The 26,522-nt window shown below is 58.6% G+C and carries 26 protein-coding genes; 17 read left to right on the top strand and 9 right to left on the bottom strand.

Annotation, left to right across the window (positions count from 1 at the left end):
• Positions 1–127: 127 nt before the first annotated feature.
• Together RAM60_RS09845 and RAM60_RS09840 are read right to left on the bottom strand one after the other, a co-directional pair.
• Positions 128–823, bottom strand: a complete 696-nt coding sequence (locus RAM60_RS09845) for a response regulator transcription factor (protein ID WP_369026923.1) — start codon at positions 821–823, stop codon at positions 128–130.
• A gap of 282 nt (positions 824–1,105) precedes the next feature.
• Positions 1,106–1,636, bottom strand: a complete 531-nt coding sequence (locus tag RAM60_RS09840) for a PilZ domain-containing protein (RefSeq protein WP_510640407.1) — start codon at positions 1,634–1,636, stop codon at positions 1,106–1,108.
• A 766-nt stretch (positions 1,637–2,402) separates the two neighbouring features.
• On the opposite strand from RAM60_RS09840, the gene RAM60_RS09835 reads away from it, so the two are divergent.
• The 4 genes from RAM60_RS09835 to RAM60_RS09820 all read left to right on the top strand — a co-directional run bounded on the left by RAM60_RS09835 (position 2,403) and on the right by RAM60_RS09820 (position 4,872).
• The gene (locus tag RAM60_RS09835; RefSeq protein WP_369026925.1) at positions 2,403–2,921 is read left to right on the top strand and encodes a helix-turn-helix domain-containing protein; all 519 of its coding nucleotides are present in this window, start codon (positions 2,403–2,405) and stop codon (positions 2,919–2,921) included.
• 37 nt (positions 2,922–2,958) lie between these two features.
• Complete coding sequence (locus tag RAM60_RS09830) at positions 2,959–3,300, top strand: hypothetical protein (protein ID WP_369026926.1); 342 nt, start codon at positions 2,959–2,961, stop codon at positions 3,298–3,300.
• 475 nt (positions 3,301–3,775) lie between these two features.
• Complete coding sequence (locus RAM60_RS09825; RefSeq protein WP_369026927.1) at positions 3,776–4,348, top strand: JAB domain-containing protein; 573 nt, start codon at positions 3,776–3,778, stop codon at positions 4,346–4,348.
• Positions 4,345–4,872: a winged helix DNA-binding protein gene (locus RAM60_RS09820; protein ID WP_369026928.1), complete on the top strand. Its 528-nt coding sequence runs from the start codon at positions 4,345–4,347 to the stop codon at positions 4,870–4,872. The genes RAM60_RS09825 and RAM60_RS09820 overlap by 4 nt, the downstream gene beginning before the upstream one ends.
• An 830-nt stretch (positions 4,873–5,702) precedes the next feature.
• On the opposite strand, the gene RAM60_RS09815 is transcribed toward RAM60_RS09820, so the two are convergent.
• On the bottom strand, positions 5,703–6,140 hold the full coding sequence (locus RAM60_RS09815; RefSeq protein WP_510639679.1) for a hypothetical protein: 438 nt from the start codon (positions 6,138–6,140) through the stop codon (positions 5,703–5,705).
• A gap of 696 nt (positions 6,141–6,836) precedes the next feature.
• Here RAM60_RS09815 and RAM60_RS09810 point away from each other — a divergent pair.
• Both RAM60_RS09810 and RAM60_RS09805 read left to right on the top strand, forming a co-directional pair.
• Positions 6,837–7,718: an amidohydrolase family protein gene (locus RAM60_RS09810; RefSeq protein ID WP_369026930.1), complete on the top strand. Its 882-nt coding sequence runs from the start codon at positions 6,837–6,839 to the stop codon at positions 7,716–7,718.
• Between the two features lie 206 nt (positions 7,719–7,924).
• A complete protein-coding gene (locus RAM60_RS09805) occupies positions 7,925–8,581 on the top strand; it encodes a hypothetical protein (protein ID WP_369026931.1) in 657 nt (218 codons plus the stop codon).
• Positions 8,582–8,730: 149 nt separating this feature from the next.
• On the opposite strand, the gene RAM60_RS09800 is transcribed toward RAM60_RS09805, so the two are convergent.
• The 5 genes from RAM60_RS09800 to RAM60_RS09780 all read right to left on the bottom strand — a co-directional run bounded on the left by RAM60_RS09800 (position 8,731) and on the right by RAM60_RS09780 (position 13,589).
• Positions 8,731–9,042: a DUF7668 domain-containing protein gene (locus tag RAM60_RS09800; RefSeq protein ID WP_510639678.1), complete on the bottom strand. Its 312-nt coding sequence runs from the start codon at positions 9,040–9,042 to the stop codon at positions 8,731–8,733.
• Between the two features lie 301 nt (positions 9,043–9,343).
• Complete coding sequence (locus RAM60_RS09795) at positions 9,344–10,072, bottom strand: PepSY domain-containing protein (RefSeq protein ID WP_369026933.1); 729 nt, start codon at positions 10,070–10,072, stop codon at positions 9,344–9,346.
• A 19-nt stretch (positions 10,073–10,091) separates the two neighbouring features.
• The gene (locus RAM60_RS09790) at positions 10,092–10,607 is read right to left on the bottom strand and encodes a YybH family protein (protein WP_369026934.1); all 516 of its coding nucleotides are present in this window, start codon (positions 10,605–10,607) and stop codon (positions 10,092–10,094) included.
• A gap of 13 nt (positions 10,608–10,620) precedes the next feature.
• A complete protein-coding gene (locus RAM60_RS09785; protein WP_369026935.1) occupies positions 10,621–11,772 on the bottom strand; it encodes a copper resistance protein B in 1,152 nt (383 codons plus the stop codon).
• On the bottom strand, positions 11,772–13,589 hold the full coding sequence (locus tag RAM60_RS09780) for a copper resistance system multicopper oxidase (RefSeq protein ID WP_369026936.1): 1,818 nt from the start codon (positions 13,587–13,589) through the stop codon (positions 11,772–11,774). The genes RAM60_RS09785 and RAM60_RS09780 overlap by 1 nt, the downstream gene beginning before the upstream one ends.
• Positions 13,590–13,682: 93 nt before the next feature.
• On the opposite strand from RAM60_RS09780, the gene RAM60_RS09775 reads away from it, so the two are divergent.
• The 10 genes from RAM60_RS09775 to RAM60_RS09730 all read left to right on the top strand — a co-directional run bounded on the left by RAM60_RS09775 (position 13,683) and on the right by RAM60_RS09730 (position 22,760).
• Positions 13,683–13,958, top strand: coding sequence for a metal-sensitive transcriptional regulator (locus tag RAM60_RS09775; protein WP_039388532.1), 276 nt, complete (start codon positions 13,683–13,685; stop codon positions 13,956–13,958).
• Positions 13,955–14,584, top strand: coding sequence for a DUF2231 domain-containing protein (locus tag RAM60_RS09770; RefSeq protein WP_510639676.1), 630 nt, complete (start codon positions 13,955–13,957; stop codon positions 14,582–14,584). The genes RAM60_RS09775 and RAM60_RS09770 overlap by 4 nt, the downstream gene beginning before the upstream one ends.
• Before the next feature lie 11 nt (positions 14,585–14,595).
• Entirely contained in the window at positions 14,596–14,967 is a 372-nt protein-coding gene (locus tag RAM60_RS09765; protein WP_369026937.1) for a hypothetical protein, read from the top strand.
• Positions 14,967–15,431 carry a DUF411 domain-containing protein gene (locus RAM60_RS09760; protein WP_369026938.1) on the top strand — a complete coding sequence of 155 codons (465 nt, stop codon included), beginning with the start codon at positions 14,967–14,969 and terminating at the stop codon, positions 15,429–15,431. Before RAM60_RS09765 ends, RAM60_RS09760 begins: the two co-directional genes overlap by 1 nt.
• Before the next feature lie 39 nt (positions 15,432–15,470).
• Positions 15,471–17,837 carry a heavy metal translocating P-type ATPase gene (locus RAM60_RS09755; RefSeq protein WP_369026939.1) on the top strand — a complete coding sequence of 789 codons (2,367 nt, stop codon included), beginning with the start codon at positions 15,471–15,473 and terminating at the stop codon, positions 17,835–17,837.
• Between the two features lie 182 nt (positions 17,838–18,019).
• Complete coding sequence (locus RAM60_RS09750; RefSeq protein WP_510639673.1) at positions 18,020–18,250, top strand: ion channel; 231 nt, start codon at positions 18,020–18,022, stop codon at positions 18,248–18,250.
• The gene (locus tag RAM60_RS09745; RefSeq protein ID WP_369026941.1) at positions 18,251–18,877 is read left to right on the top strand and encodes a DUF305 domain-containing protein; all 627 of its coding nucleotides are present in this window, start codon (positions 18,251–18,253) and stop codon (positions 18,875–18,877) included.
• 424 nt (positions 18,878–19,301) lie between these two features.
• Positions 19,302–20,906 carry an MFS transporter gene (locus RAM60_RS09740; RefSeq protein WP_369026942.1) on the top strand — a complete coding sequence of 535 codons (1,605 nt, stop codon included), beginning with the start codon at positions 19,302–19,304 and terminating at the stop codon, positions 20,904–20,906.
• A complete protein-coding gene (locus RAM60_RS09735) occupies positions 20,809–21,891 on the top strand; it encodes a glycoside hydrolase family 68 protein (protein WP_369026943.1) in 1,083 nt (360 codons plus the stop codon). Before RAM60_RS09740 ends, RAM60_RS09735 begins: the two co-directional genes overlap by 98 nt.
• Positions 21,888–22,760, top strand: coding sequence for an ROK family protein (locus tag RAM60_RS09730; RefSeq protein WP_369026944.1), 873 nt, complete (start codon positions 21,888–21,890; stop codon positions 22,758–22,760). The genes RAM60_RS09735 and RAM60_RS09730 overlap by 4 nt, the downstream gene beginning before the upstream one ends.
• On the opposite strand, the gene RAM60_RS09725 is transcribed toward RAM60_RS09730, so the two are convergent.
• Positions 22,757–23,770: a LacI family DNA-binding transcriptional regulator gene (locus tag RAM60_RS09725; RefSeq protein ID WP_369026945.1), complete on the bottom strand. Its 1,014-nt coding sequence runs from the start codon at positions 23,768–23,770 to the stop codon at positions 22,757–22,759. The two genes, RAM60_RS09730 and RAM60_RS09725, sit on opposite strands and share 4 nt — an antisense overlap.
• A gap of 182 nt (positions 23,771–23,952) precedes the next feature.
• Between RAM60_RS09725 and RAM60_RS09720 the strand changes: the two genes are divergently transcribed.
• Complete coding sequence (locus tag RAM60_RS09720; RefSeq protein WP_369026946.1) at positions 23,953–26,424, top strand: TonB-dependent siderophore receptor; 2,472 nt, start codon at positions 23,953–23,955, stop codon at positions 26,422–26,424.
• The last annotated feature ends 98 nt before the right edge of the window (positions 26,425–26,522 follow it).

Below are 26,522 nucleotides of genomic sequence, written 5' to 3'. Positions count from 1 at the left end.
TAGCTCGGACAGGTTGCCCTGTTTTCCATAATTGGGTTGCTTACGGATCGTCCGCTAAGTGAACTCAAAGATTTGAAGGACGGCGGCACGGGTCATCCCACTAGGAGGTCTTCACGCAGGATCTATGTCATGCACTCAGCTTGCTGCTCACGCTGCCTTCCAGATTGGCTTCCATGCGCAATCTCACGGCCTGGCTGACGTGGTCCGCACCCAGCTTGCTCATCATCTTCGCGCGATGGATTTCGACCGTCCGCGGACTGATGGACATCTCGCTCGCGATAAGCTTGTTGCTGCAACCCTCAGCTAGCCAATCGAGCACCTCTCGCTCGCGGGTCGAAAGGACCGCAATGCGGTTGCGGGCCTCGATCATCCTGCGGCGGGCATCGGCAAAAGCGCCTGCCTCACTGTTGATACGCACGATAGCGTCGCCTAACCGTTCCTTTCGCAGGGGCAGACTGAGATAATCCAGGGCTCCCGCCTTGACCGCATCCACGACGTTTCTAGGACGCGGGGAAGGGTAGGTGCCAATCACCGGGAGCCAGATGCCTCGTTGGGCGAGAACCCGGAGAAAACGCGCCACGCCTCCGCGATCCGGGTTATCGTATGCGAGCACAATTCCATCTCGTGGATTGTATAAAAGGAATTCTGTTTCGTCAGAATAGACCTCGCAATGGTAGCCCAGATCGAAGGCAAGAGTTGCCTGCTCAGCTCTCGATCGGCTGGTTCCGCCAACCACATGTAGCTCTTGTTTTTTCTCCATAATCGGGAAGGTGACGCAAATAGCCTCGTGGAGGTATCGCAACTGCTTCCAGATTGGATGCATAGGCAGCCGAAATCCCATTCCCACGCCGGAATTGCATCCAATTTGAACCAAATCGGTCTGTCTGCGAACTTGCTACTACCGGTACCTGCGTGACGTGAGTTCGGACCACCAAGGTGCTAGCAAAAATGACCATCAAAAGGGCGGATCAGTCGACCGTCGACATGCCATCAATCAAACGTGAGGAGGGCGTGACCCAGCCCACGTTGTTCCTGGAGCCTAATCACGCTCATCGTCATTTTCATGGCGAGGGACTAGGGAGAGATTCACGATGGGGCGGCGAAGCTATCGCCGGGCAAAATAGCGAATTTTCTGTGCCGCGACATCGAGGACTTGCAGGCGGGTTAGGTACCTCTCGACAATGGCTGGATCTTCGCTGAAGGCGTCTGCCAATGCGACTAGCATATCAGCGACGCTCTCGAGTTCTTCTCGCATGGGAACCGTCTGTGGGACTGGATTCGGGCACGCGCCCTGATGTCCGCCGGTGGACGAAGCACGTGCTTCCGCAACCTGGGCATTCACCGCTGCTTGGTCACGCACTCCAGAAGGCAACCAAGCAGCCACCTGAATTGGACGGTCAAACTGAAGTCCGGCCCTGTCAGCGATTTTTCGGACGACTTTTCCGCTTGCAGTAAGGTCGCCCCTTCGAAGTGTTATCCGCTCACCTATCCCCGGAAGCTCAGGCCCCTCCACCAAGGCGCCAAGATCTGAGAGATTACGGACCCGAACAGGGGCTGAGACACCGGGAGATGCGATGGACGCTACCACGAAGAGGTTCCTTCGCACGTGTGCCCGTCTCGATTGGGAAGCGTCCATCATGGTCGCGTGATATCGGACCATGGTGAATCTCGGATTCCAGTTGGACAACGTGATCCTACGTAGTGTTACGTCTCCTTGGCCTTGCTGCCGCCAGATGACCCATCTTTTCAGGATAAGAGACGGCGTGAGTGGAATCCCGTACTAGGCTTACGGCGATGTGTGCTGGTATGGCGAGGCTTCAATTGGCCTCTGGTTCCCTCGACAACGAGTCGCATTGCTTGGCAACCGGCAGAACACAGCTTTTGGCGATAGGTCGGGACATGCAACTGAGCGAAGCGCAAATTCCTTTCACGGACGATGAAATCAAAGAGGCCGTGCTGGACAACTTGCGTTCGTGCCATTCCGGAGGCCCCTTAGGCCCACCCGTGCGGATTGTTCCCGAAAGCCTTTGCCTGGAAATCGAGCAAATCTTGATGTTCGGGAATTTGCATGCTCGCGGCTCGGATCGCGCTCACTAGCTCGCGAGGCGGTGGTCTGATGTTGACTAGATTTTCATCAAACTTCGGTTATGGCTTTTCGGCGATGAATGAGGGTCCGCCTGCGCAGAATCCAGCCGAACTGGTCACGCTTTTGACCGAGGTCGAGGCTGCGTTGGAAAAGGCCGATGCCCTCTCGCTCCACTTGGTCGCAATCGACCTGTCTCATGCTCGCGAACGGTTGCGCGAGAAAATTGGGTGCGCATCGCAATAGCTCTTCGCACCATACCGTCGCATTCAGCTATCCAGACCTTTCTGAGTTAGCGAATTTCGTATAGTGAGAACGGATGCAGAGATATCGCAGAAGCTCTGGGAATGTTGCTCTCACTGAAAAGCAGTGCGAGGCAATTCAACTAGTTGCGGAGGGTTACACTTCAAAGGAAGTGGCGCGGATCCTCTCTATCTCTCCCAAGATGGTTGACCGCCGCATTGATGCAGTTCGTCAGAAACTCGGCGGCGTCAGTCGCGGCGAGGCTGCTCGCATATACCGAGCCAACTACAGTGAGGGGGATAATTCCCCCGGTGGAGCAATCCCCCTAACGCGTCCTGAAGGATTGGATGCACTCGATGCGAGCCGCGAGGACGCAGAGGTCTTCTCATTCGCAGATGTCGGTTCCCATGCAGAGTTCTTCGAAGCTGCGCCTTGGGATTACCCAAACGTCTCTCCGGTGCCGAAGTTTGAGTTGGCTCGATTTGGAATCGGCGCGCGACTGGCGATGATGGGTGGAGGGGCTCTACTCATTGCCGTGGTCCTCCTGGTTCTCATCGGGGTAGCCAATGGGCTGAATGAGATGATCGTCTCGTAGTCCAGATCTTCGGCCCACTTTGAGCCGGAGAAATTTGATGTCCCTTACTCTCTCAGCTGCGAGCGCTCGCATCGCGCGTGAAATTGTTGCCACGGAGGTTGCTTTCGCCGAGGCCACCACCGCGACCGCGAATACCATCGCCACCGTATCAACTGCCAGTGTCGAGGTCAGCGGTGCGCCGAAGGGCGAAGCCCAAGTTGCCTTGCGGCATTTGCAGCGCGCTACTTCCAGGCTGATGGACGCGCAGGCAGACGTTCTGCGCGCTCACGCCAAGCTCCGGGAAATTGGACGGGAAATGATGGGCCCTGAAGAACCATGGTGCCCTGACGAGCAGGTTTTCACTGGTGCAGAGCTTGACGAAGAATTTCGTGCAGCTTGAATTGCAGATGACTCTGCGATCTGGCAGCGGAACCGTGCATGGTTCGATTTGCAATCCAATGCGCGCTTCTCTTGGTAGTGTGCTGGCTCGCATGGCGGCGCGGGGGATGGTCCGAAAGGCTCGTTACCACCGCGCTGTCAGCCCAACTTGTCGTCGACCAGCTTCTGCATATCGCGTTGGGGGCGAGGGGGTCCTATTGGGGCTTGCACCTCTGGCACTTCCCGCTGGATCTGGCGCTTTTCGCCGTCATATTGACGGCCGCGCTAAAGGCTGACCGGTGGTGGGTGATTTGGGCTGGTTCGGCACAATTCCTAGCGGTCCTCGGGCACATCCTTCGCGCAATCGACGACGCGATGTTCCCGATCACCTATGCGATTATGGAGCGTCTCCCTTTCTGGCTGGTGATCCTTCTGGCCGGGTACGGGACAATTACGCGAACTCCTGCGGAAGCCAGATCGAGTACCTCTCGACGCAGTTGAAGCCGATCGCGGGCGGAAGCGCGACCAAAATTGCCGAGCGCCTACTTCTTCGTTTCGGTTCTATAGGTGGGGTGATGGCGGCTCCGTCACTTGCCATATCTGAGTGCGCCGAGCCTGGTGAGACGTGGCACGAGAGCCTGATATCGACCCGAGCCTTGTTTCTCATGGGCCTTGAGGCAGGAGTGTCCCGCTCGAACCTGGATAGTAGTGATGCGAGATTCAGGCTTTGGCTCAGATCACAGTTTACAGGCCTCTCCGAAGAGCGACTGCTGGGCGTCTTCGGTGACGGTGCAGGGCGCTTTATAGCCTACAAGTGGCTGGCCCTGGGCGGCGAATCCATGGTGCAAGCATCGGCTCGGACGATCATCCAGTCCGCCTTCGACCTGAAGGCGAGGTCTGTCATCTTGGCCCATAATCATCCTTCCGGGAACGCAAGCGCAAGCGAAGACGACATTCGCTCGACCATCAATCTCCAGAGTTTGGCTCGGCCATTGGGGATTGAAATTCGTGACCACATCATTCTGGCTGATGCAAACGTCTGCAGCATGGCCGATCGGGGGATTCTGTGAAGAAGGAGAATGTTGCCGAGCTTCGGGACCTTGCAACTCGAATACTGGGCCTGACAGAGGAGCAAGGCGCTACCATCGAACTCTACAGGCAAGATGCCAAACCTATCCAAACCTTCGAATATTCAACCGATTTGATAGGGCACGATGAGCTTTGGCGTGCGGCGAGAAAGGCGCTGGCTCGAAAGAAAGCGCGGGCGGAATTCTTGCCTGCAGAAATGTCGACGGGAGCCTGTTGGACGATGCTGCTCGACCTGTTCGACAACGAGCGACGACAGAAGCAAGTTAGCATCACGAGCGTTTGCTCAGCGGCGATGGTTCCCACCACCACCGCGCTTAGATACCTAGGTCTCTTGTTCACCATGGGCCTCGTCGAAAGGCTCAATGACCCGAGTGACGCGCGACGGGTTCATGTTAGGCTGACCCGCCAAGGGGATGCCGCAGTGAAGCACACGTTGCAGCGCCAGATCGAGGTCGAGCGAAGGATCGACGAGGAGGGCCTCAAGGAGAACCACTTGCGCGGCTAGTCACGGAGAGGCGTTTGATGCCGCTTTCGACGGCTGGAACCTAGGTAGTTCCCCTGAGTGCCAACGGGCCTTCGTACACATACAATTCTGCCAAACCTTTGAAAAAGGTTGGCACGATTATGAAGCGATGGAGTTCAGCGCTAGTTTTGATGATGGCGCTTTGGGGCTTGCCACAACCGCTACCCTTGCGAGCTAATCAAGATTTTGCGGTCTCGCCTATCGGCGCGATTAACTGCCGCTCCGGGCTTACAAGATGGTACACGACTGGAACTCTGGTCGGCGACCAGAAGACTGTCCTCACGGTAGCTCATTTTGACACTTTCCGCAGGCGCAACGTTGATGTTGCCAAGGACCTACGCGATTGCCGTTTTACTCTCTACGACAGCTACGGAGTCCAATCTTTTAGCTCGAGGTTTGAACTCGTACAAAGGGGCGGCTCTCCCCAGACCAGACATTTGTCCAATGCAACCGACTGGGCAGTCCTCACACTTGATCACTCCGCACCTGAGGCCGTCACTCCATTGCAGGTCGCGACTGCCCCTGATTTTCCGAGCAGGAGCGAAGTCATGATAGTAGCTTCGTCGAAGTCAGGGCGAAGGGCCAACAAAAATACTCGAAGTTGCTTGGCATGGCCGCAGGCGGATAGATCGATAGTCCTGCAACACAGTTGTCCTACAAAAGGGGGCTGGAGCGGTGCCCCACTGTTGGTCCGAATTGATGGCGAGCTCCAAGCTGTAGGCGTGCACAGCGGAAGGTTAGGCAAGTTTGGACTGGCCGTGGGATTTAACGGTCGCTTGGGTGAACGCCTGCGCGCCGCGATTCCTCGCCAATCACCCCGGACTCTTGGGGCCGCTCCCTCTTTCCGCGGCGACTAGGCCCACACCAAACTGCGGGATCGCCAAACCTAACCATTCACTCGAAGACATTTCAGGCTTGGCCAGCAGTGCGTCACCACCACAATTGTTCACGTTGGCCCAGTCGATCCAATTTCGCCAAGTGTAGATTTTCCCGCTTTTGGCATCCCTGTAGACCTTGCCTACATGTATCCAGGCCTCAGGAGCATTACCCGCATCAAGATGAGCTTTGTATTCCGGGTAAATGCGTTCGCAGGTCCACAGCTCGGGAGGGTCTAAGGCGCCTTCTGTTGATGAACTAATAGTGCCGTCACGGGCAGCGCTAACCTCATCGCCGAACAGAAATCCGTAGGCTCCCACACCGATTGCTGCCATCGCGGGAAGGATTAGGCTCCAGACAAGCGACTTCGACAAAATTCTCTCCAGGCTGGACACTGACTAACGCCAAATTGCGCATATGAGAGTGAGTGGAAAAACTCAAGTTTTTCAATGAATAAGAACCAGGATTTTTCCATCCTACCTAAACCCGAGGACCAGGGCTTCTCGTATCGTTAATGCACCTGTGCGCACTCTTCCGGATTGTGGATTACCAGCCAGCTAGTACGTTCTGAATGGGCGCGGGATTGCCGTTCCTTGGGATCTCGCGCTCAACGAAATCAAAGTAGGTTTGGCAGATATGTCTGATGAGTTAGACTTGCTCGGATTCCTCTATGCATATTGGTGTCTGGCCGCTGCCTTCGCGCTTTGGTGCCTTCGATTTCCGAGTTGCTTGGAGCAGAAGCAAGTTGAGTAATTCTAACTGACTTAAGAACGCCTCGCGGATCAGAGCTTCGAAGATGCGGTTCTGTTGGTGAACCTGCTATCAGCGTCGCGAGCCAGGCAAAGCTATCAGACGGCATGCACTTATGCATCACGTCGAACTTTTCCAACGAAGGGAAATAAGGCGCAAAAGTTAGCAAGCGCCATCGTCTCCAATCGGGTCGTTAGTCGCCAGTCTGCTCGTAGCACATTGATAGCTCGACGAAGCTGTTACGCATGGGACGAAAAGCAGACTTCGGCCGAGGGCTATGGTACTCTGTATGAGCAGTCTTGGTCGGGGAAGGAGACTACGTGTTAATAGCGCTTGCATTATCGCTTCTCGCGTCTGTCGGGCTGGTAGATGTCCATCGGCATGCAGCCTGGCCTGAAGACGATCACAACGAAGTTCGCGATAAGCAGCTGGAGGAGATGGCAACGAGCAAAGTGACTTCGGCCGTTGTTGCAGTGACTACTCCAGAAGAAGTCGATCGCTGGCAGAAGCCCAGCGTAATCGTTGGGGTTTCCCTCGCCTGTCCTCGCAACCTCTCAGAACCCCGTTACAAGTGCTTTCCAAGGACCGAGGGCTGGGCTGATGTGGCTTGGCTGGAAGAGCAGATTTCCTCGGGCAAGGTCCGTGCGCTGCACGAGCTCGGTCCAAGCTACTACGGAATCTCTCCGGCCAATCCGCGTCTCGAACCATATTGGTTACTGGCGGAAAAGTTCGACATTCCGGTCGGCATTCACACCCAGCGCGGACCACGGCCTGGCGGTCGCTTTAGTACGCGATCGGACCCAAATTGTTGTCCGGACTTCGATCCTGAGATGGGCAACCCTGAGCTCTTGCGACCGGTACTTACCAGGCATCCAAACCTCAGGATCTGGCTGCAGCACGTAGGTTCAGGGAGTGCGGATTACGGCACGTTCTGGCCTGAGACACTCGCTCTCTTGCGCGATTACCCGAACGTTTACGTCGATCTATCCATCACCAATGGCGCAATGCCGGTGGAACAGTACGAGGAAGCGCTGAAAACGCTGATTAGAGCGGGCTTTGGTGACAGGATCATGTTCGGGAGCGACAACCTTCCAATCCAGCCCATTCTCGCAAGGCTCGATAGCTTCGATTGGCTAGACGAAAAGCAAAAAAACTCGATGCTACGTGAGAATGCCGAAAGATTCTTCCGGATAAAAATGTAAATTTATCAACCGTGTGGTTGAATTTCGGCCTGCTCGCAGCACAGCTCTAGCTCAGCAATGTTGACACGAAGTGATTTGGACCCAAGCACACAGAATTTGGGCGATACTGACTTTGATTTGAGTTTAGGCTACCGGAAAGCGAAATGAATGACGTGTTCTAGAACATGTCTAGGATTCACTCGGGGGCTAGAATATTGCCAGTCAGTTTGATCGATCAACTCACCCATATTCTACACCTTATCTTAGGATTCGGTGCTGCCGGAGGGGCGGTGATTGCGTTGGCCGCCAGCAAGGGCGGCCGAGCGCATCGTTACGCAGGATGGACGTTTGCAATTGCCATGACAGTCGCCGCTTCAACCGCATGGACGTTTATGATCGCACGTCCCCTGCCCTTGGCCATGGTGCAAGCCACGTTGACTTTCTATGGTCTCGGGATGGCGCTGCTCGCAGTCAATCCTCAATGGCGAGGGGCGAGAGTCTACGAATGGGCGTTGTTTGTGCTGCTGATAGTCGTAATTGCCGGAATGATCGCGACCTCGGTCAATCTGATTCGCGTTGGTGGACCGGTGCCCTTTGTCGCTCCACTTTTCATGGCCGCAATCTTCCTCTTCTTCCTGGTGCTGGATTGGCGCTACTTTCGCCTCGAACGTGTTTCGCGTTTTCAGAGGCTGCGAAGACATTCACTGAACATGTCTCTGACCCTGTCCTTCACGGTCAGCGCGCCCCTGATCACATTTGCAAATGAACTTGGACTACCTGTTCCTGCCATCGTCTTCGGGTCGTTCCTTGTCGTCCCGCTGGTATATTACGTTTTCACTCCGCAGGCTGCCCGCGCAGCTGCTGCAAAAGCGTCAGCAACCTGACTTTTACGTGGCGAGGTGGCTGCCGAGACATCCTGCTATTGGTCCGCTTTCGGGTCGTTAGCAGCCCATCCGCTCCTGGCACATCGTTAGAGCGGCAAATCGGTCACGAACTGGGTGATGAGCGGACGTCTACTCTCTAGCCGGAACTCTCAGGGCACATGCACTGACGCCAACTGCAATTGGCCAGTTTTCTCGTCTAGCTTTGCGTGGAGGGCGAGGTCGCTCACAGGCTCTTGCTCGGTTGTTAGGTCCACAAGAAATTGCCAATATCCGTCCATCCAGCGATAGAACGAGCGCTCCCAAGTTGCGTCATTCAATGGTGCTAGGTCATCCCCGTAGGAGCGGACGCTTTCCCGAAAGAAATCAGCCAAAGTTACGTCGACTGGCGCAACACCCTCAATCGCATTGTCGCACAGTTGAAAATCACCTTCCGCGAAGGAGTTTGCGATCTGACGAAACATTGACCGCCACGGCTCAGGGACAAGATGCTCAGCATCGTCCTTTGCGAGAGAAATCGATCTCATACGCGCATGACTACATTTGCCCTTCGATGTCCGCAATCGGGTCGATAGCTGTCAGTCCGCTTGCGGGTGCCACAAGAGTTAGAGCCGAAATTAGGCTAACGACCCGAAAACTGCCGTACAGCCCAGGCATCGTTCGACGTCTGAAAGTGGGCCGGAAGCAGACCGTCGGCTTTTGTACAACTAACCCAGCTAAGCAGACTGGAGAGGTGGGTGATAAAGGTGAGCCGAACGCATCGAATTAAGTGCGTTTTGCGCGAGGTCGACGTAGTTTGGGAAAGCGATTGGCAAGAAGCACGAAGCCGGAGACCGCAATGATGGTCCCGCCAATGCCGAACAATAGCAACCACCAGCTATTGATCCGATGCCTCTCGTTCCAGTCCATAATGTGGAGCCCCCAGATGAAATCGAAGAAGCGCCAGGTGTCGCTTCTCGCAGCCAGTAGGGCGCCATTAGAGGCGTCAATATAGAGGCGCGTTGCATCCGGGTCACCGAATTGCACTTGCCACGCCGGGAAAGGACCGCTGAATTCGGTGCCGACAGGCTTGCCGACCGGTGTCGCCGCCTCAATGCCAGTCTTCGGCCCTGACCAGGCATTCAAGGCAATTGCCTCTGCAGTCTCGCGCGGTAGGGGAGAGAGGACCCGTCCGGTGGAAGGGTCATGAAGGCTTGTGCTGCCATCCGAGCGGCGCAGCTCCACCATCGGTCTAGCATTGACCATTTTTGTCGTGACCGAGACCAGATCTCCGCCATTCGACGCCCATGCAGGCAGTGCCGCGTCAGAGCTCAATGGCGCAGGCTCGCGCGAGATGACATGCTCGGAGCGTACGTGTTCGAGCTTCAGATACGACATGAGCGTGCCGGTGGCCATCCACAACAGAGCTTGCACGCCTACGAAGACGGCTAGCCATTTGTGGACTTTGCTACCAAAGATATGCAGTCGAAGCTTACGCGATCGTTGAATTGCCATGTTGAAATCGACTGCCTGATCAGTTCGGGCGGAGTGCACGAGACGAGGAGTGATACTGGACGATTTTCCAAGCCCCATCCTTGTGGGTCAGGACCGACGTGGCGACCCCGTCACGCTCGATCACGCGGCCGTCCTTTAGGGCAATCCTGTATCGATAGGTTTCATGGCCAAACGCTGCATGACCGATCACCCGGACACTCACCGTCGGATTGGTGAATGTGAACTCGGTGATTTCGCCCAGTTCGGGGCCGAGATGATGCTCCATGTACTGCGCAAAGGAGCCCTCAGCTTTGCCGTTCTCGAACACCATGGAATCGTCTGCGAACAGCGCTCTCATGGCGGCCTCGTCTCGCGCGACCAGGGCACCTCGGTAAGCGACGAGCGTGGCTTCCGCATCTTGCTCAAGCGCGTCCTGGACATCGCCGTGTGTGTCGTGTGCCGCATGATCAGCGTGATCGGCGTGCTGAGCTTGAGCCGCAACAGGCACTGCAGCGAGTGCAGCTGCAGCCGAAGCCGCAAAATAAACAAACTTCATTGTAATCCCCTCTTTAGAACCAGAATCGGACGCCGACGACGTAGTTCGTCACGCTGGGATCTTCCCCTGCGAGGCGCGCATAGTCGGCGCTCTGGCCAACTTTCCATTCCTGCTCCACCCCAATGTAAGGGGCGAACTCACGAGCGATTTCGTAACGCAGGCGCAGCCCCAGTTCGACAGAATCCAGACCAGCCCCAATGCCGAGTTCTGGAATATCCTGTGCAGAAAGGCTTACCTCAGCCCGCGGTTGGAGGAGAAGGCGCTGCGTAATGCGCTGGTCAAGCTCGGCTTCGATGCTTGCAGTCAGGTCGCCCTTGTTCGACAGGAAGGCGGCTGCATCGACTTCAAAGGTATAGGGTGCCAAACCCTGGACACCGATGACGGCATGGGTGCGCTCGGGACCAGTAAGATCCTGCCGAACGCCAACCTGAAGATCCCACCACGGTCCAATCGCGTGGCTCCAAAGTCCCTGTATCTCGGCGGACTCCACCTGTTCCCCGAAGGTGCCTTCACCCTCGCTCTTGAACCAGAATTTGTCGGTATCACCGCCGTAATAGCCCTGCACGTCCCAAAGATAGCCATCGCTATCTTCTCGCGCGCGATATTCAGCGCGGTCGCCCTGAAACCAGAACACTTTCTTGCCGCCGTTCTCGGTGCGGAGGGCATTGCGAGAGGCTCGCATGGCATCGACACCCCAGATCGCATCGGCAGCGCGAGGCGGACCCGATCCTGCCGCAGCCGGACGCGCCCCTTCCGGAATGGGTGTCATGTCCATCTCACCGTGCCCCATCGCACTGTGGTCCATGGGCGCCTGCTCGGGCAGCTGCGTCATTTCGTGGCCCATCGTGGAATGGTCCATGCCTTCCATCTTGGAATGATCCATGGTCGAGTGGTCCATACCCTGCTTCTGGCCATGGTCCATCTGAGAATGGTCCATACCGGTGTGGCCGTCGGCGTGACCGTCCTGAGCAGGTTCAGCCGTTTGCGCTTTGGGCGCGCACGCTCCCTCAGGTACCGGATGGCCCATGGCGCGGTGGCGTGCGGCCTCTTTTTCGCATTCGGTCTGGGCAGGTGATTGCTCGACAGGCATCGCGTGGCCCGAGTGATCTTGTGCGATAGCGGGGACGGCGGCGCTCGCGACGAGCATGATGACGAGCAGGCGCATCAGTCTTCTCCCACCCGCTTCACATCGGACTGGTTGCCCCGCGGCGCGACGGTCACGATCTGAAACATGCCAGAGTGCATGTGATAGAGCAGGTGGCAGTGGAAGGCCCAGTCGCCCTCCTCGTCGGCGGTCAGGTCAAAGGTGGCGCTGCCACCGGGCTGCACGATAACGGTATGCTTCTGCGGCTGGCGGTCGGCAGGCGCACCGTTGACCAGTTCGAAGAAGTGCCCGTGCAAATGGATCGGGTGCGCCATCATGGTGTCATTGACCAGCTTCACCCGGACACGCTCATTGTAGGCGAAGCGGATCGGATCGTCGCTAACGGCACTGAACTTTTTCCCGTCGAACGACCACATGTAGCGCTCCATGTTGCCGGTCAGATGGATTTCCATCTGCCTGGAGGGGCGGCGCAAATCGTCATTGGGTTCGAGCGCAACGAGATCCTTGTAGGTCAGGACCTTGTGGGGAACCTTGTCGAGGCCAAGACCGGGATCACCCATGCGATCGACCGGGTTCATCGACACCATATCGATGCCGGGGCCGACCTTTACGTCCGGGGGCAACTTGGACGTGTCACGCATGTTCATACCGCTCATGTCCATCCCGCCCATCGGTTCGGCAGCGGCACCTTGCGATGACATGTCGTGGCCCATGGCTGAATGATCCATGCCTGCCATATCTCCGCCGTGGTCCATGCCGCCCGCGCCGTGGTTCATGCCCATGTCCGCCATCGTCAGCAGCGGCGGATCGCGCAGGGGCGGTACACTTGCCCGCGCACCGGGGCGGGATGCCAAAGTGGCCACAGCCATGCCTGATCGGTCCATGCTCTCGGCGACGATCGTCCGGGCTTCCCCAGTCGGCTCGACAACGATGTCGTAGGTCTCTGCGGTGCCGATCTGAAATTCTTCAACTTCGACCGGGCGCACGTTCTGACCGTCGGCGCCGACTATCCAGAACTTAACCCCGGGAATACGAACGTTGAAGAACGTCATGGCGCTGCCGTTGATGATGCGCAGCCGCACCCGTTCGCCGGGATTGAAGAGAAACTCCAAACCTTCTTCCGGTCCCCGCCCGTTGGCGAGATAGGTGTAGGTCGAGCCCGTTACGTCCAGGATATCGGTCGCCATCATGCGCATGCGCGCCCACATCCGGCGGTCCTCGCCCGACAGCGGATAGTCGTCGGTCCAGGTATTCTGCTGGTAATTGAAGTAGCCTTCGCCCTTCTTCAGCTTGTCCATGATCGTATGCGGATGGAGAGGGGTGAATTCGCTCAGCAACAGCACGTAATCGCGGTCGGCCTGGACCGGATCGGCTCCGGCGGGTTCGACCACGATCGGCCCGTAGTGCCCCGCCTGCTCCTGCAGCCCAGAGTGACTGTGCCACCAATAGGTGCCGCTCTGTCGCAGCGCGGGAATGTCATAGACAAATGTCTCACCCGGCTTGATCCCGGGGAAGCTGACGCCGGGTACGCCGTCGAACTGGAACGGAAGCAGCAGGCCGTGCCAGTGGACCGAGCTATCTTCATCGAGCGTGTTCGTGACCGCGAGCCGAACCGGCTGACCTTCCTTGAGGCGAACCAGCGGACCCGGCACGCTGCCGTTGACTGCGATCGCGTGTCCGCGACGCCCCTGCACGACGCGAGGCCCTTCGCCGATTGTCAGAGCGATGTCCCGGCCCGACACCTCGTCGAAACCGGGGCGGATTGATCCACCTCCGTGCAGATCGGTGCCGCGGGCCCACGCAGGCAGGGCCAATACACCTGCGCCCAGCGCTCCAGCCCCTAACAGTCGTCGACGTGAAACCAGCAATTCGGGCATGGGTCTTGCAACTCCTTCAGCCCTTGTCATATATACCCCCCAGGAGTATTGCAAGATACCCCGCGGGGTATTGCGGCAGATGGAGTGCTAAACGTGTCAGCAACCGATGGTTCCCGCATCGTCAATCGTCTTCGCAGGATCGAAGGCCAGGTGCGCGGCGTCGCGCAGATGATCGAAGACGATCGCTACTGTATCGACGTCCTCAATCAGGTTCAGGCAGTAAAGGCTGCACTGGGCCGGGCCGAGAGCGAGATTCTCAAGCGCCATGCTGCGTGCTGTGTGGCTGAAGCAATAGCCAGCGGTGACGCTGACGAGCAGAAGCAGAAGTTCGGCGAATTGGTCGACCTGTTCGAGAAGGCAAAGCGGTGACTTCCATTCTCCGCCTTTTCACCAGTCTGGCCTTCTTCCTCTCGGCAACGGTTGCGTTCTCACACGGTGACGAAAAGCACGGCGGGGAAGAGACGCGTCCAACGGCAAGCGAGGCCGCCCATGCTCAGCCCGGGCACGATATGGAGGCAATGGGAAGCGCCGCGACTTCGAATGAAACCGTCGAAAGCCACGATGACGAGCAGGTTCAGAGCGAAGGGATCATCGGCGTTCTCAAGAGCCTTCATCCGGCAACGGTCCACTTTCCGATAGCGCTCTTCCTGATGGCCGCACTTACCGAGCTGTTCGTCATGTCCCACCGCACGCCCGAACGTGAAGCGGCCGTAAGGATCATGATCTTTGGCGGCGCTGCGGGGGGTGTTGTCGCCGCCCTGTTCGGGTGGATACACACCGGCCTGTGGTTCGGCGGCGATACCGTCATGCAAGCCCACCGCTGGAACGGCATGCTGATCGCCGTCCTAGGCATTGCAGCAGCCTGGATTGCTTACCGCGCTTCAGGTTCGCGCGCTGCTCTTCGCTTTTTGCTGTTCTCGATTTCCGCATTGCTCATTGTTCAAGGCTTCATGGGTGGTGAGCTCGCCCACGGACTCAACCATCTTAAGCTCTAAAGGAACCTCTCATGCGTCCCGTTACCATCGCATTCGCTGGAAAGTTGCTTGTTGTGCCTACCTGCCTTTTGACGCTCGCGGGATGCGGTGACCCCGCCACGGCGGTCGACGATGTAGCACCGGCGGCTGAGACGGCGATCGCTTCTCCCGCTGCGACCGAGCACGAAGTTGCAGGTACGGCCGAAATTGATGAGCCGGTTGCCGCTCCTACCCAAACTGCTTCGCCAAGTTCTGCGCCCACTGCTTCAGCCCGCAAGGCTAGCCCTGCCCCTGCGGCGACACCTGCACCTACCCCGACAGCGACGGCCGCTGCGGATCCGCATGCCGGGCACGACATGTCGAACATGTCGGAAGAGGACATGAAAGCCATGGGACACGACTGATGAGCTCGAATGGAAACAAGACCCGCCGCCCCTTTCTGCCCGTGTTCGGCACTGCCCTTCTCGTAGCATGCACAGGCGCAGCTCAGGCTGCGAACTTCACCATGTACCGCGATCCCAGTTGCGGATGCTGCGAAGCCTGGGCAGCGCATATCCGCCACGGTGAAAAGCACGAGGTCGAGACGGTCGATCACCCCGACATGGCGTCGGTGAAGGCTGAACACGGCGTGCCAGATGACTTGCGTTCGTGTCATACGATGACCGCGGACGGCTATGTGATAGAAGGACACGTGCCTGCTGCCGCCGTCGAGCGCTTGCTCGCGGAAAGGCCCGACTGGGTCGAAGGTCTGGCGGTCGCAGGTATGCCGCTTGGTTCGCCAGGTATGGAAGCCGGGGGAAGGACCCAGCCTTATGAGGTCATCGCTTTCGGCAATGGCCGCCGTGAGGTTTTCGCGTCCTATCCCTGATCTCGATCACACACTCCTGCCACGCAGAGGAGGCCGACTATGAGCTGTTGCGATACGCACCACACGGAGGATGCGAGAGGGGAAGGCAGCGCGATCGATCCCGTCTGCGGCATGAGTGTTACGATCGAGGGCGCCACACATGTCGCCGAGCACGATGGTGCGACCCACTACTTCTGTTCGGCGCGGTGCAAGGACAAGTTCGTAGCCGACCCGCAGCACTATCTGTCGGGCGCGCATCTCACGCAGGTCGAGGACGTTCCCGAAGGGACGATCTACACCTGTCCCATGCATCCCGAGATCCGCCAGGTGGGGCCGGGAAACTGCCCCATCTGCGGTATGGCGCTGGAGCCGGAGACGGTCAGCCTGGAGGATGGACCCGATCCCGAACTCGTCGACATGACGCGCCGCTTTTGGGTCAGCACGCTCTTCACCTTGCCGTTGTTCATCTACGCGATGAGCGATATGGTATCCGGGATCAGCTTCGACCGGCTAATTGGGCCGGCAAGTGCGCAATGGGCCCAACTGTTTCTCGCTACACCGGTCGTGCTGTGGGGTGGCTGGCCTTTCTTCGTGCGGGCTTGGCAATCCATCAAGACCCGCAATCTCAACATGTTCACACTGATCGGTTTCGGTGTGGCGATTGCGTACCTTTTCAGCCTCGTCGCGACGCTCCTGCCCCACATATTCCCGCCCGCCTTCCGCGATCACTCTGGCCACGTCGGCGTCTATTACGAGGCGGCGGCGGTCATCACCACACTTGTACTACTCGGCCAGGTGCTTGAACTCAGGGCGCGCGGCTCGACATCGAGCGCGCTGCGTGCGCTCCTTGAACTCGCGCCGCCAACAGCGGTCAAGATATTCGGGACCGGCGACGAGCGCGAAGTGTCGCTCGACCATTTGGCGAGCGGTGACCTGCTCCGCGTCCGCCCGGGTGATAAGGTACCGGTCGATGGCGAGGTGGCCGAGGGCGCGAGCACAATCGACGAATCCATGATCAGTGGTGAGCCCTTGCCGGTTTCCAAGAAAGTCGGCGACCAGGTGATCGGCGGAACGGTCAACCAGACTGGTGGCTTCGTGATGCGCGCGGGCGCAGTTGGTAAGGACACGATGCTATCCAAGATCGTCCAGATGGTCGCTGAGGCGCAGCGCAGCCGGGCACCGATCCAGCGCTTGGCCGACCAGGTCGCGGCCTGGTTCGTGCCTGCAGTGGTCGTCATAGCGGTTATTACTTTCATTGTCTGGGCAATCTGGGGGCCTTTTCCGGCGCTGGCCTATGCACTGGTCAACGCGATTGCGGTGCTCATCATCGCCTGTCCTTGCGCGCTAGGACTAGCCACGCCGATGTCGATCATGACCGGCACCGGCAAGGGCGCCCAGCACGGCATCCTCATTCGCAACGCTGAGGCGCTCGAGACGCTTGAGAAGATCGACACGCTAGTGGTCGACAAGACCGGCACGCTAACCATGGGCAAGCCCGATCTAGTCGCGGTGACGCCTCGCGATGGTCTTGATGAAACGGATTTCCTTGCGGCCGTCGCAGCGGTCGAAGCAGGAAGCGAACATCCTCTCGCCCACGCCATCGTTGAGGGAGCGAAGGCACGAGGAGCGACATTTCAGGCTGCGTCGGATCTCTCTTCCACCACCGGTGAGGGAGTCGAGGCGCGTGTTGGATCTCGCAAGGTCGCTATCGGCAACGAGAAACTCATGCATCGGCTGGGTATCGAGGATCTGGAATGGCTCGGCTCGGCAGAGGCCGGCCGCGCACAAGGCCAGACGGTGATGTTCGTCGCCATTGATGGCGCCCCGGCGGGACTTATCGCGGTCGCCGACCCGATCAAGTCAACCAGCGCTGCCGCCATCCGGGCGCTGCACGAGCGCGAAATCGACGTAGTTATGCTCACAGGTGATAGCCGCGCCACTGCCGAAGCTGTCGCACGCCAGATCGGTATCGACGAGGTCGAGGCCAACGTTTCGCCGGAAGACAAGCATCGCAAGATTGAGGCTCTTAAGGCTTCAGGCAAGCGCGTTGCGATGGCTGGGGATGGCATCAACGACGCACCTGCGCTGGCGGCTGCGGACGTCGGCATCGCGATGGGCACCGGTACCGATGTCGCAATCGAGAGTGCCGGTGTGACTCTGGTCCGCGGCGACCTCACCGGTGTGCTCCAAGCCATCGTCCTGTCGCGCGCCACTATGCGCAACATCCGCCAGAACCTGGTGTTCGCCTTTGGATACAACACGCTGGGTATCCCTGTGGCAGCTGGCGTGCTGTTCCCCGCCTTCGGCCTCCTTCTCAATCCGATGATCGCGGCCGCGGCGATGAGCCTCTCATCGGTCTCGGTCATAGCCAATGCCTTGCGGCTGCGTGGGCTAAAGCTTCCGATATTATCCGAAGGTCAGAAATGATCGCGGCAACGGCAATCGGAATAGCAATTTTCCTGGTGTCACTGACCTTGCACTTGGCCATCTTGCGAGTTGCGAAGAGGGTGTCGCCTCCGGGTATGACCCAGCTGGCTTGAGACTGACCGGAGGATCTCCACTCGTTCTCATCAGCCACCTGCTGGTTGGTGTGCTGTTTGCAGTTGGATTTGCCAGGGCGGCGTCGGCTTGGTCTTGGCGGGTTCGCCAAGGAACCGGCCATGTCGGCCATGGATTACTATTACTTCGCCCTGATCACCGTGACGACGGTGGGCTTGGGCGACATCTATCCGACCGATCACCTGAGGGTGATTGCGGGCATTGCGTCGCTCACAGGTTTCATCCTGATCAGCTGCACTGCCCAGTACGTATATAAAACGATGAGCCACCAGGAGGATTGAATGGCCCATAACCAGCACCCGGATCACCAGCAGCACCACGGCGGTGGGGGCAATTACTGGCGCTTCATGGCGATGGTGGCGACTTCGACCGCGCTCATGTTTGGCCTGATGTATCTCAACACGTACGAGCTCGATCACGTATTCTGGAGTGAGACGCGCTTCTGGATGACCTTCGTAATGGGTGGCATGATGATGATCGTCATGCTTCTCTTCATGTGGGGCATGTACAAGGACAAGACCAAGAACTTCATCATACTGGGCGTCGGCGCGTTGACCTTCGCGGTGGCACTCTGGCTCGTTCGCAGTCAGGCGGCCGTCAACGATGAAGAATATATGGCAGCGATGATCCCGCATCATTCCATCGCCGTTCTGACCAGTTCGCGAGCAGAGATCACCGATCCGCGTGTTCGCAAGCTCGCAGATTCAATCATCGAAGCGCAGGTCAAGGAAATCGCCGAGATGAAGATGCTGATCGAAGACATCGAGACAAATGGTGAGATGGGCGATGGCACCCCTCTCCCTGCACGGACTACCGACCTGACCCCGGAAATTTTGGAAGAGGCCGAAAAAGCGCTCGAGCGACCGGTTGAGCCTGGTATTCGTGACGAGGTCACTTTGGGGGAATAACACTCTTCTAGCCCGGGCTGGACAGATCAGTGACCGTCATCCCGACGACCGGCAGCTTTTGGAGGCAATCCGCAGGTTCGTGAATGACCGATATGGGGGCGCGCATTGCCGACCGACCGATTTTGGGCCGGTAGCTGACTGTCTTCTTTTTAGCGTCCGCGCATTAGAAGCGGACCCCCTTCAATTGCTCGACCCAACCTGCGAAAGTTGAGCTCGCAGTCGCATTGAATGGGGAGGAACCTGCTTTCAAAATATTGCGTCCTCCGTTTCACGGCTTGCAAAACCAGGCGCCGGCACGCTCGGATTAGGTCGATTGCGGACCAACAGCCCAGCAATGGAGCCTGTTTGTGTGACCACCCCAATGCATTATTGCAATCGATTGCAGTATCCACTAGGCGATCTGTTGAAAGGGAGACAGGCGATCATGGCAGCAGCAAAACCACGGCTGAGCGTCGCGCAGATATTGCAGATGAACCTGGGCTTCCTCGGGCTGCAATTCAGCTTCGGGTTACAGCAGGCGAACATGGCGCCGATCTGGGCCTATCTCGGCGCGGAAGAGAAGAATTTCGCCTTCCTGAGCATTGCGGGCCCGCTGGCCGGATTCCTGATCCAGCCCATTATCGGCTCGATGAGCGATCGGACCAATTCGCGTTGGGGCAGGCGCACTCCCTACTTTCTCATCGGCGCAGTGCTGTGCTGTTTCGGGCTGTTTTTCCTGCCCCTTTCGGCAAGCATTGTGATGGCCTTCTCGCTGCTGATGATCCTCGACGTTGGCAACAACGTGACCATGGAACCCTATCGCGCTTATGTGAATGACAGGCTTAACCCCGAACAGCGCAGTTTTGGCTTTTTGAGCCAGAGCGCCTTCACCGGGCTCGCGCAATTCCTTGCCTATTTGAGCCCCACCATTCTCGTGGCGCTGTTTGGACTAAGCCGCGCAGCAGCTGGTAACGGTCAGATACCGACGTTTACGTTGGTGTCGTTCTGGATCGGAGCATTCCTCTCAATTTCGACGATCTTGTGGTCGATCACGCGCGTCCCGGAATTACCGTTGACGGAAGAAGAGAGGGCTCGGATCGCCGCGAAACCGAAGACTGTCGCGTCCACCTTCGGAGAGATCTTCTCGGCCATGCGTGAAATGCCTGCGGCAATGAAGGGCCTCATGCTGATGAGTCTATTCCAGTGGTACGGCATGTGGGGGTACTGGAACTACATTACCAACTCGATCAGTCGCTCGGTTTACGGCACGGCGGATGCGAATACAGCGGCTTACAACTCCGCAGTGCTCACCAACGGTCAGATCGGCGCATTCTACAACCTGATCGCTTTTCTCTCGGCACTGGTAATGGCGCGTTACGCGCGGAAAATAGGTGCAGGCCGTCTGCATGCACTAGCGCTTGTGGTGGGCGGCATTGCCATGCTCGCAATCCCGCAAATCGGTGACAAGACCTGGCTGTTCGTCGCCGCGGTAGGTGTCGGCCTCGCCTGGGGAAGCATCATGGGCAACCCGTACATCATCCTGGCGGATACGATCCCCCCCCGAGCGCACAGGAGTCTACATGGGCATTTTCAACATGTTCATCACTGCACCCATGCTGCTTTTCGCATTCACTGTCGGCTTTTTCTACGAGCCGGTCCTCGGGGGCGATGCACGCAATGTCATTACGATGTCAGGCGTGTGCCTGATCCTGGCCGCGCTTGCCGTCTATCGCATCAAAGAGGGCCGAGCGACGCCTGCAACCCCTGCAACCGCTATCTGATCGCGAGGCGCTGCAGAAGATCCGAGCAGACGCGTTCGTTCCGGAATCCAACCAAAAGATCGAGCCAAGACTCCCATGGAAAGCCATTGTCGCGTGACCGAAACCAACCACAATGGACGTGCATCAGGCCATTGGCAGGCCGACCACGTCGCAGCAATCGGCAGCCGGCCGATGCCGGAGATACCTGTGATCGGGCGAGCCGATGCGAGGCCTGCCATCGACCACCTGCACCTGTGGGACCTTTGGCCGATCGAAACCTTCGACGGTAGTATCGTGCGTGTCGATGGCGCGGAACTGTGGGTCATAATGTCAGCGCCCAGATCGCTCCATCCGGACGACCGCCACCATGTCGCACGCTTGCGGCTCACGAAGATTGGCAAGGATGGCTGGAGCGATTTGGGTGACCTGTTGCCGGAAGGCGTGAACCCTGGCGCGCGTGAATGGGCGGGATCGACCATTTACGATCCCGAGACCGGCAGGCTGATCCTCTTCTACACTGCAGCGGGCCGGCAGGGCGACACCAGGACGAGCTACGAGCAGCGGCTGTTCCAGGTTGAAGGTCGCTTGATCGTGGAGAGCGGTGCCGTCCGAACGGGCGACTGGACGACACCGTTCGAGAACATCATCAGTGATGACCTGAACTATGTCGTGGCTAAACAGGCCGACGGCAAGCCGGGCTTCATCAAGGCCTTCCGCGACCCGGCACATTTCCGAGATCCGGCGGACGGAGCGTCCTATTTGCTGTTCACCGCGTCGCTCAAGCAGTCGGCGAGCGATTTCAATGGCGCCATCGGGATCGCCAGGGCGAGCGAGCCGGACCTGCGGTCGTGGGAATTGTTGCCCCCCCTGATTTCCGCGGACGGCCTCAACAACGAGCTTGAAAGGCCCGTCATGCGGTTCGTTGACGGCCACTACTATGTTTTCTGGTCGACCCAGCGCCGCGTCTTTGCGCCTGATGGGCCGAGCGGTCCGAACGGGCTTTACGGCATGGTCGCGGAATCGCTGTTCGGGCCCTACCGCCCAATCAATGGAACGGGACTCGTCGCCTGCAATCCGGTAGCGGAGCCGTTCCAGGCCTACAGCTGGTGGGTCACGAAGAATCTGGAAGTCATCGGCTTCGTCGACAATTGGGGCCTCGAGGGGCGCAGCCTGGAAGACCAACCGGAACTGGTGAGCAGTCAGTTCGGCGGGACGCCTACCCCCCGCTTCCGCTTGCAGCTGGACGGCGAGAAGAGTGAGATTAGGCCGCTATGACGATTCCCATGTATGGATTGGTCGAGGCGGGCGGAACGAAGTTCGTGCTTGGGATCGCCTCTGGCAAGGATGATGTGCACGAAACCGTTCGCATTCCAACGACAACCCCCGACGAGACAATCGGTGCGATGGTGGACTGGTTTTCTGCGCGTGGTCCGTTGGCGGCTGTGGGCGTCGCGAGCTTCGGTCCGATCGACCTGGATCCGGCTTCTGCCCGATATGGGTACATCACCGAAACACCCAAGCCGCATTGGAGCGGCACCGATCTGGTTGGTCCCCTAAAAGTGGGGCTGAAATGCCCGGTAGCGCTCGATACGGACGTGAACGCCGCAGCACTCGCCGAATACCTCTGGGGCGTTGCGCAAGGGTGCCGCACCTCGCTCTACTTCACCATCGGCACCGGGATCGGTGGCGGCGCAGTGATCGAGGGCAAAACGCTTCGCGGACTCAGCCATCCGGAGATGGGTCATATCAGGCTGACGCGTCATCCGAACGATCTAGAGTTCGCTGGCACTTGCCCGTTTCACGGCGATTGCCTCGAAGGACTTGCAAGCGGTCCCGCTATCATTGCGCGCTGGGGCAAGTCGTTGTCCGACCTTCCTGCCGATCATGAAGCGCATGACATAATTGCGCATTATCTGGCTCAGCTGGTTGTCTCGATGCAGGCAGTGTTTGAGCCCGGACGGATCAGCCTTGGCGGCGGCGTCATGGGGACTGCGGGACTGATCGATCGCGTACACAACATGGCAGCTCGGCTCGGGGCAGGCTATTTCAAGAGCTGTGCAGAGGACATCGTTACATTGCCCGGCCTGGGCGATCGATCCGGTTTGCTCGGTGCGCTGGCACTAGCGATGGGCGCAGAAAGCTAGGTCGAGGTCCTGACGACGAGTTTGGGCGCCATGATCGCCGAGCCCGTCTCCTCGCCTGCGATGCGCCGCATCAGCAGTTCCACCAGAGTATTGGCTCCCGCAGTCAGATCCTGCTTGACGGTGGAAAGGCGGGGTACGGTGTGTTCCGCGATGGGAAGGTCGTCATAGCCGATTACCTTGACGTCGCCGGGTACTGCAATGCCCATTTCCGACAGGGCGCGCAGAGCGGACATGGCGATCACATCCGAAGCTGCGACGATACCGTCAGGACGCTGAAGTTCGTCGGCGAGGAACTCACTGATGTTCGCATCATCAACACCCGCTGCCAAGTGGACGGGAAACACGCTTGGGTCATCGCCGAGGCCAGCTCTGGCCAAGGCCCTGCGACAGCCCTGAAGGCGCTGCTTGATTTCGCGTGCGGTGGGATCTCCGAAGAACGCGATCCGCTTGCACCCGCGCGCAATCAGGTGGCTTGCCGCAAGATCGCCGCCGGCAACATTGTCCGAACCGACCGAGCAATGCACCTGTCCTAGTTCGTGGCCACCCCAGACCACAAGCGGTCGATAGCGCTCGGCGACTTTGTCCAGTGCTGCCGCCTGGTCCGACTGGCCGATGACGATCATGCCATCGACGCGCCCTGAGTCGGTGAAACGGTCGAGCCAATCCTCGTCGGTCGGAATGACCCGCGACAGCATGAGGTCGTAGCCGCGCTCGGTCAGGGCATCCGCGAGCAGGCCGAGCATCGTGATGAAGAACGGATCGGAAATATGCTGGCCGGTATCGTGGCCAAGAGGAATGACCACGCCGATAGCACCGGTCTTCTGGATGCGAAGGTTGCGCGCCATGACGTTCGGGCGAAAGCCATGTTGACGTGCGAGTGCCTTGATCCTCGCTCGGGTCTTCTCGTTGACAAGGTCGCTATCGGCCAGCGCGCGCGAAACCGTGCCCGCGGAAACACCCGCAAGCCGGGCGAGGTCGCTGATGTTCCTGACCTTGGGTTCTGCATTCATGCGTGGCTGCCTCGCCGAGAAGTGACATTAGTGCAACAAAAATACGCTACGATGCTAGCCCATCTTTGCCAAATTACAATCGATTGCAATTTTTTCTTGCAATCGATTGTTGGGCTGGTATCGGCAACCATGAGGCGGGGGCGCTCGCCTGAAAACAATGGATGGTTCAAGGAAGAGGAAAAATGAAGAAATCCACTCTCAGGGGTTGCGCGTCCGTTTTGGCTCTCGCTCTCGCGCCGGTGTCTGGCGTCGCCTTTGCCCAGGACGAGGCGGCTGCCGAAAGCGATGCAGCAGACGAAAATGTCATCGTCGTTACCGGCGTGATCTCGTCGGCCGGCAAGAACAAGATCGACACCTCGATCTCTGTATCGTCACTTGGCACGCAGGCAATCGAAGACGCCAATCCTGCGAACCTCGCAGAAGTGTTCCGGCAGCTTCCTGGCATCCGTTCGGAAAGTTCGTCGGGCGGCGGCAACTCCAACATCAACGTCCGAGGCATTCCCATCTCGACGGGAGGTGCGAAATTCCTCTCGATGCAGGAAGACGGGCTTCCGATCGTCCTTTTCGGCGATCTCCTGTTCGCCCCGGCTGACGGCTTCTTCAAGGCCGACAGCACGTTGGCCCGCGTCGAATCCGTCCGTGGCGGTACAGCCTCGACGCTCACCACCAACGGCCCTGGTGGTATCATCAACCTGATCGGTAAGACTGGTCGTGAGGGCGGCGGTTCGGTCGCCTTTGGCATCGGTGTCGACCATCGCGATTACCGCGTCGACGTGGAATATGGTGCCGATCTCGCAGACGATCTCTACTTCCACGTCGGTGGGCATTTCCAGCAGGGCGGCGACTACCGTGACACTGGCTATGATCCGGTTTCAGGTGGGCAGGTCCGTCTGAGCCTTACCAAGGAATTCGATGCCGGCTACGTCCGGCTGACCGGCAAGATCATCGACAAGAAAGATCAGGCCTACTTCCCGCAGCTGGTTTCGCGGACTGGCGATGCGAACAGCGGCGTGGTTGGCACCAACCTGGGCAATTTCGATGCCGCCAACAACAGCCTCTACAGCAACCTTACGCGCAACGGTCTTGCCGTCGATGGTCGCAATCAGCTTGAGCCCTATGATTCTGCCGATGGCCTCCACAACAAGGTGAAGTCGATAGGCCTCGAAACGAACTTCGAGCTCGGCGGCGGCATCACCCTCGCGACCAAGTCGCGGTATCAGGATATCTCCGGCAAGTTCCTCGGTTTCTTCACCTACGGCGCGCTCGATGCGGCGGCTCTTGCGGGTTCGACCTACTACAATGGCCCCAATGCAGGACAGGCGGTCACTGCTGCCAACTTGCCCAACGGTCTCGCGTCCGACGTCGCCGTGTTCGATGTCAACATCGACGACCTGAGCAATTTCGCCAACGATGTCCGCTTGTCCAAGACCCTTGAGATGGGCGGCGATTCCACGCTCGATCTGGCCGTTGGTCACTTCTTCATGCACCAGAACTTCGTTCAGGATTGGCACTGGTCGCGGATCGTGACCACGACCGAGAACGACGCGGCGCTCATCGCAACGCCGGGCTCGATCGACGGGATTGCTGGTGTCAACCAGGCCTTCGGCTGGGACGGCTCCAACCGCAACTACGATCTCGAAGCGGAAACGAGCTCGCCGTTCGCGGCATTGGCGTTCAAGACCGGCGACCTGAGCCTCGATGCGAGCGTTCGCTACGACAGCATGCGCCAGAACGGAATCCGCACTTCGGCTTCCGGCGCGCCTTTCGACGTGAATGGCGACGGGGTCATTACCGGCACGGAAGCCACCGTTTCCCAGAACAACGGGACTGTCGATGCCCGCGCTGACCTGAAAGCTGACAACTTCGCCTGGTCGCTGGGTGCGAACTACCTGATCGGCGACAGTTTCTCGGTATTCGGCCGGGCCTCGAGCGGTGCGTCGTTCAACTTCGATCGTGCTCTCGACTTCGGTGTCCGCGACGCCAGCGGTGCCTTGCTCCCGGGAGCTGAAGGTGCCTATGTCGACAAGGTCAAGCAGTACGAAGTCGGCTTCAAGGCACAAGGCCTCGATGTGGGCGGTGGCGACCTCGACTTCTACGGGACGGCATTCCTGTCCAAGACCGAAGAATCGAACATCACCATTACGCCGCCGACGGGTCAGATCCGCAAGTATGATGCGAAGGGCCTCGAACTCGAGACCTACTACAGGAACGGAGCGTTCAACTTGTACGCGACGGCGACCTATACCGATGCGCAAATAACCGATGCTCGTGACTCCGCCGGCGTAGTCAATGCGGCGCTGGTCGGAAACAGGCCGCAGCGTCAGGCCAAGCTTATCTGGGCAGTAACGCCTAGCCTCGACTTTGACCGCTTCCGGCTTTCTGCCAGCTGGATCGGTACGTCGGACAGCTTTGCCAATGATGCCAATACCCTCACGCAGAAGGGCTATTCGGTGGTCCATCTGACCGGCGCGGTGAACCTGACCGACAATCTGGAGTTCTCGCTCAACGTGAACAATCTGTTCGACAAGGCCGGGATCACGGAATCGGCGAATGATGGACGCGAGTCTCTATATGGTGCTGCTCCCAACACCGTAACGATCGGTCGCTCCATCCAGGGTCGCACGATCTCCGCTGGTGTTCGGTTCGAATTCTAAGCGGAACCGGACCGGACAATAGGGGGCGCCCGCTTGGTGCGGGCGCCCCTCTTCTTTTGTGCGTGTTGCGTGTCGCCGCACCAGTGTCGAAACCAGGT

The sequence above is a fragment of the Qipengyuania sp. RANM35 genome, assembly GCF_041021145.2.
GTDB lineage: Bacteria > Pseudomonadota > Alphaproteobacteria > Sphingomonadales > Sphingomonadaceae > Qipengyuania > Qipengyuania soli.
Note: the sequence above shows the minus strand (reverse complement) of the source record. Positions and strands in the feature narration are given on the sequence as shown.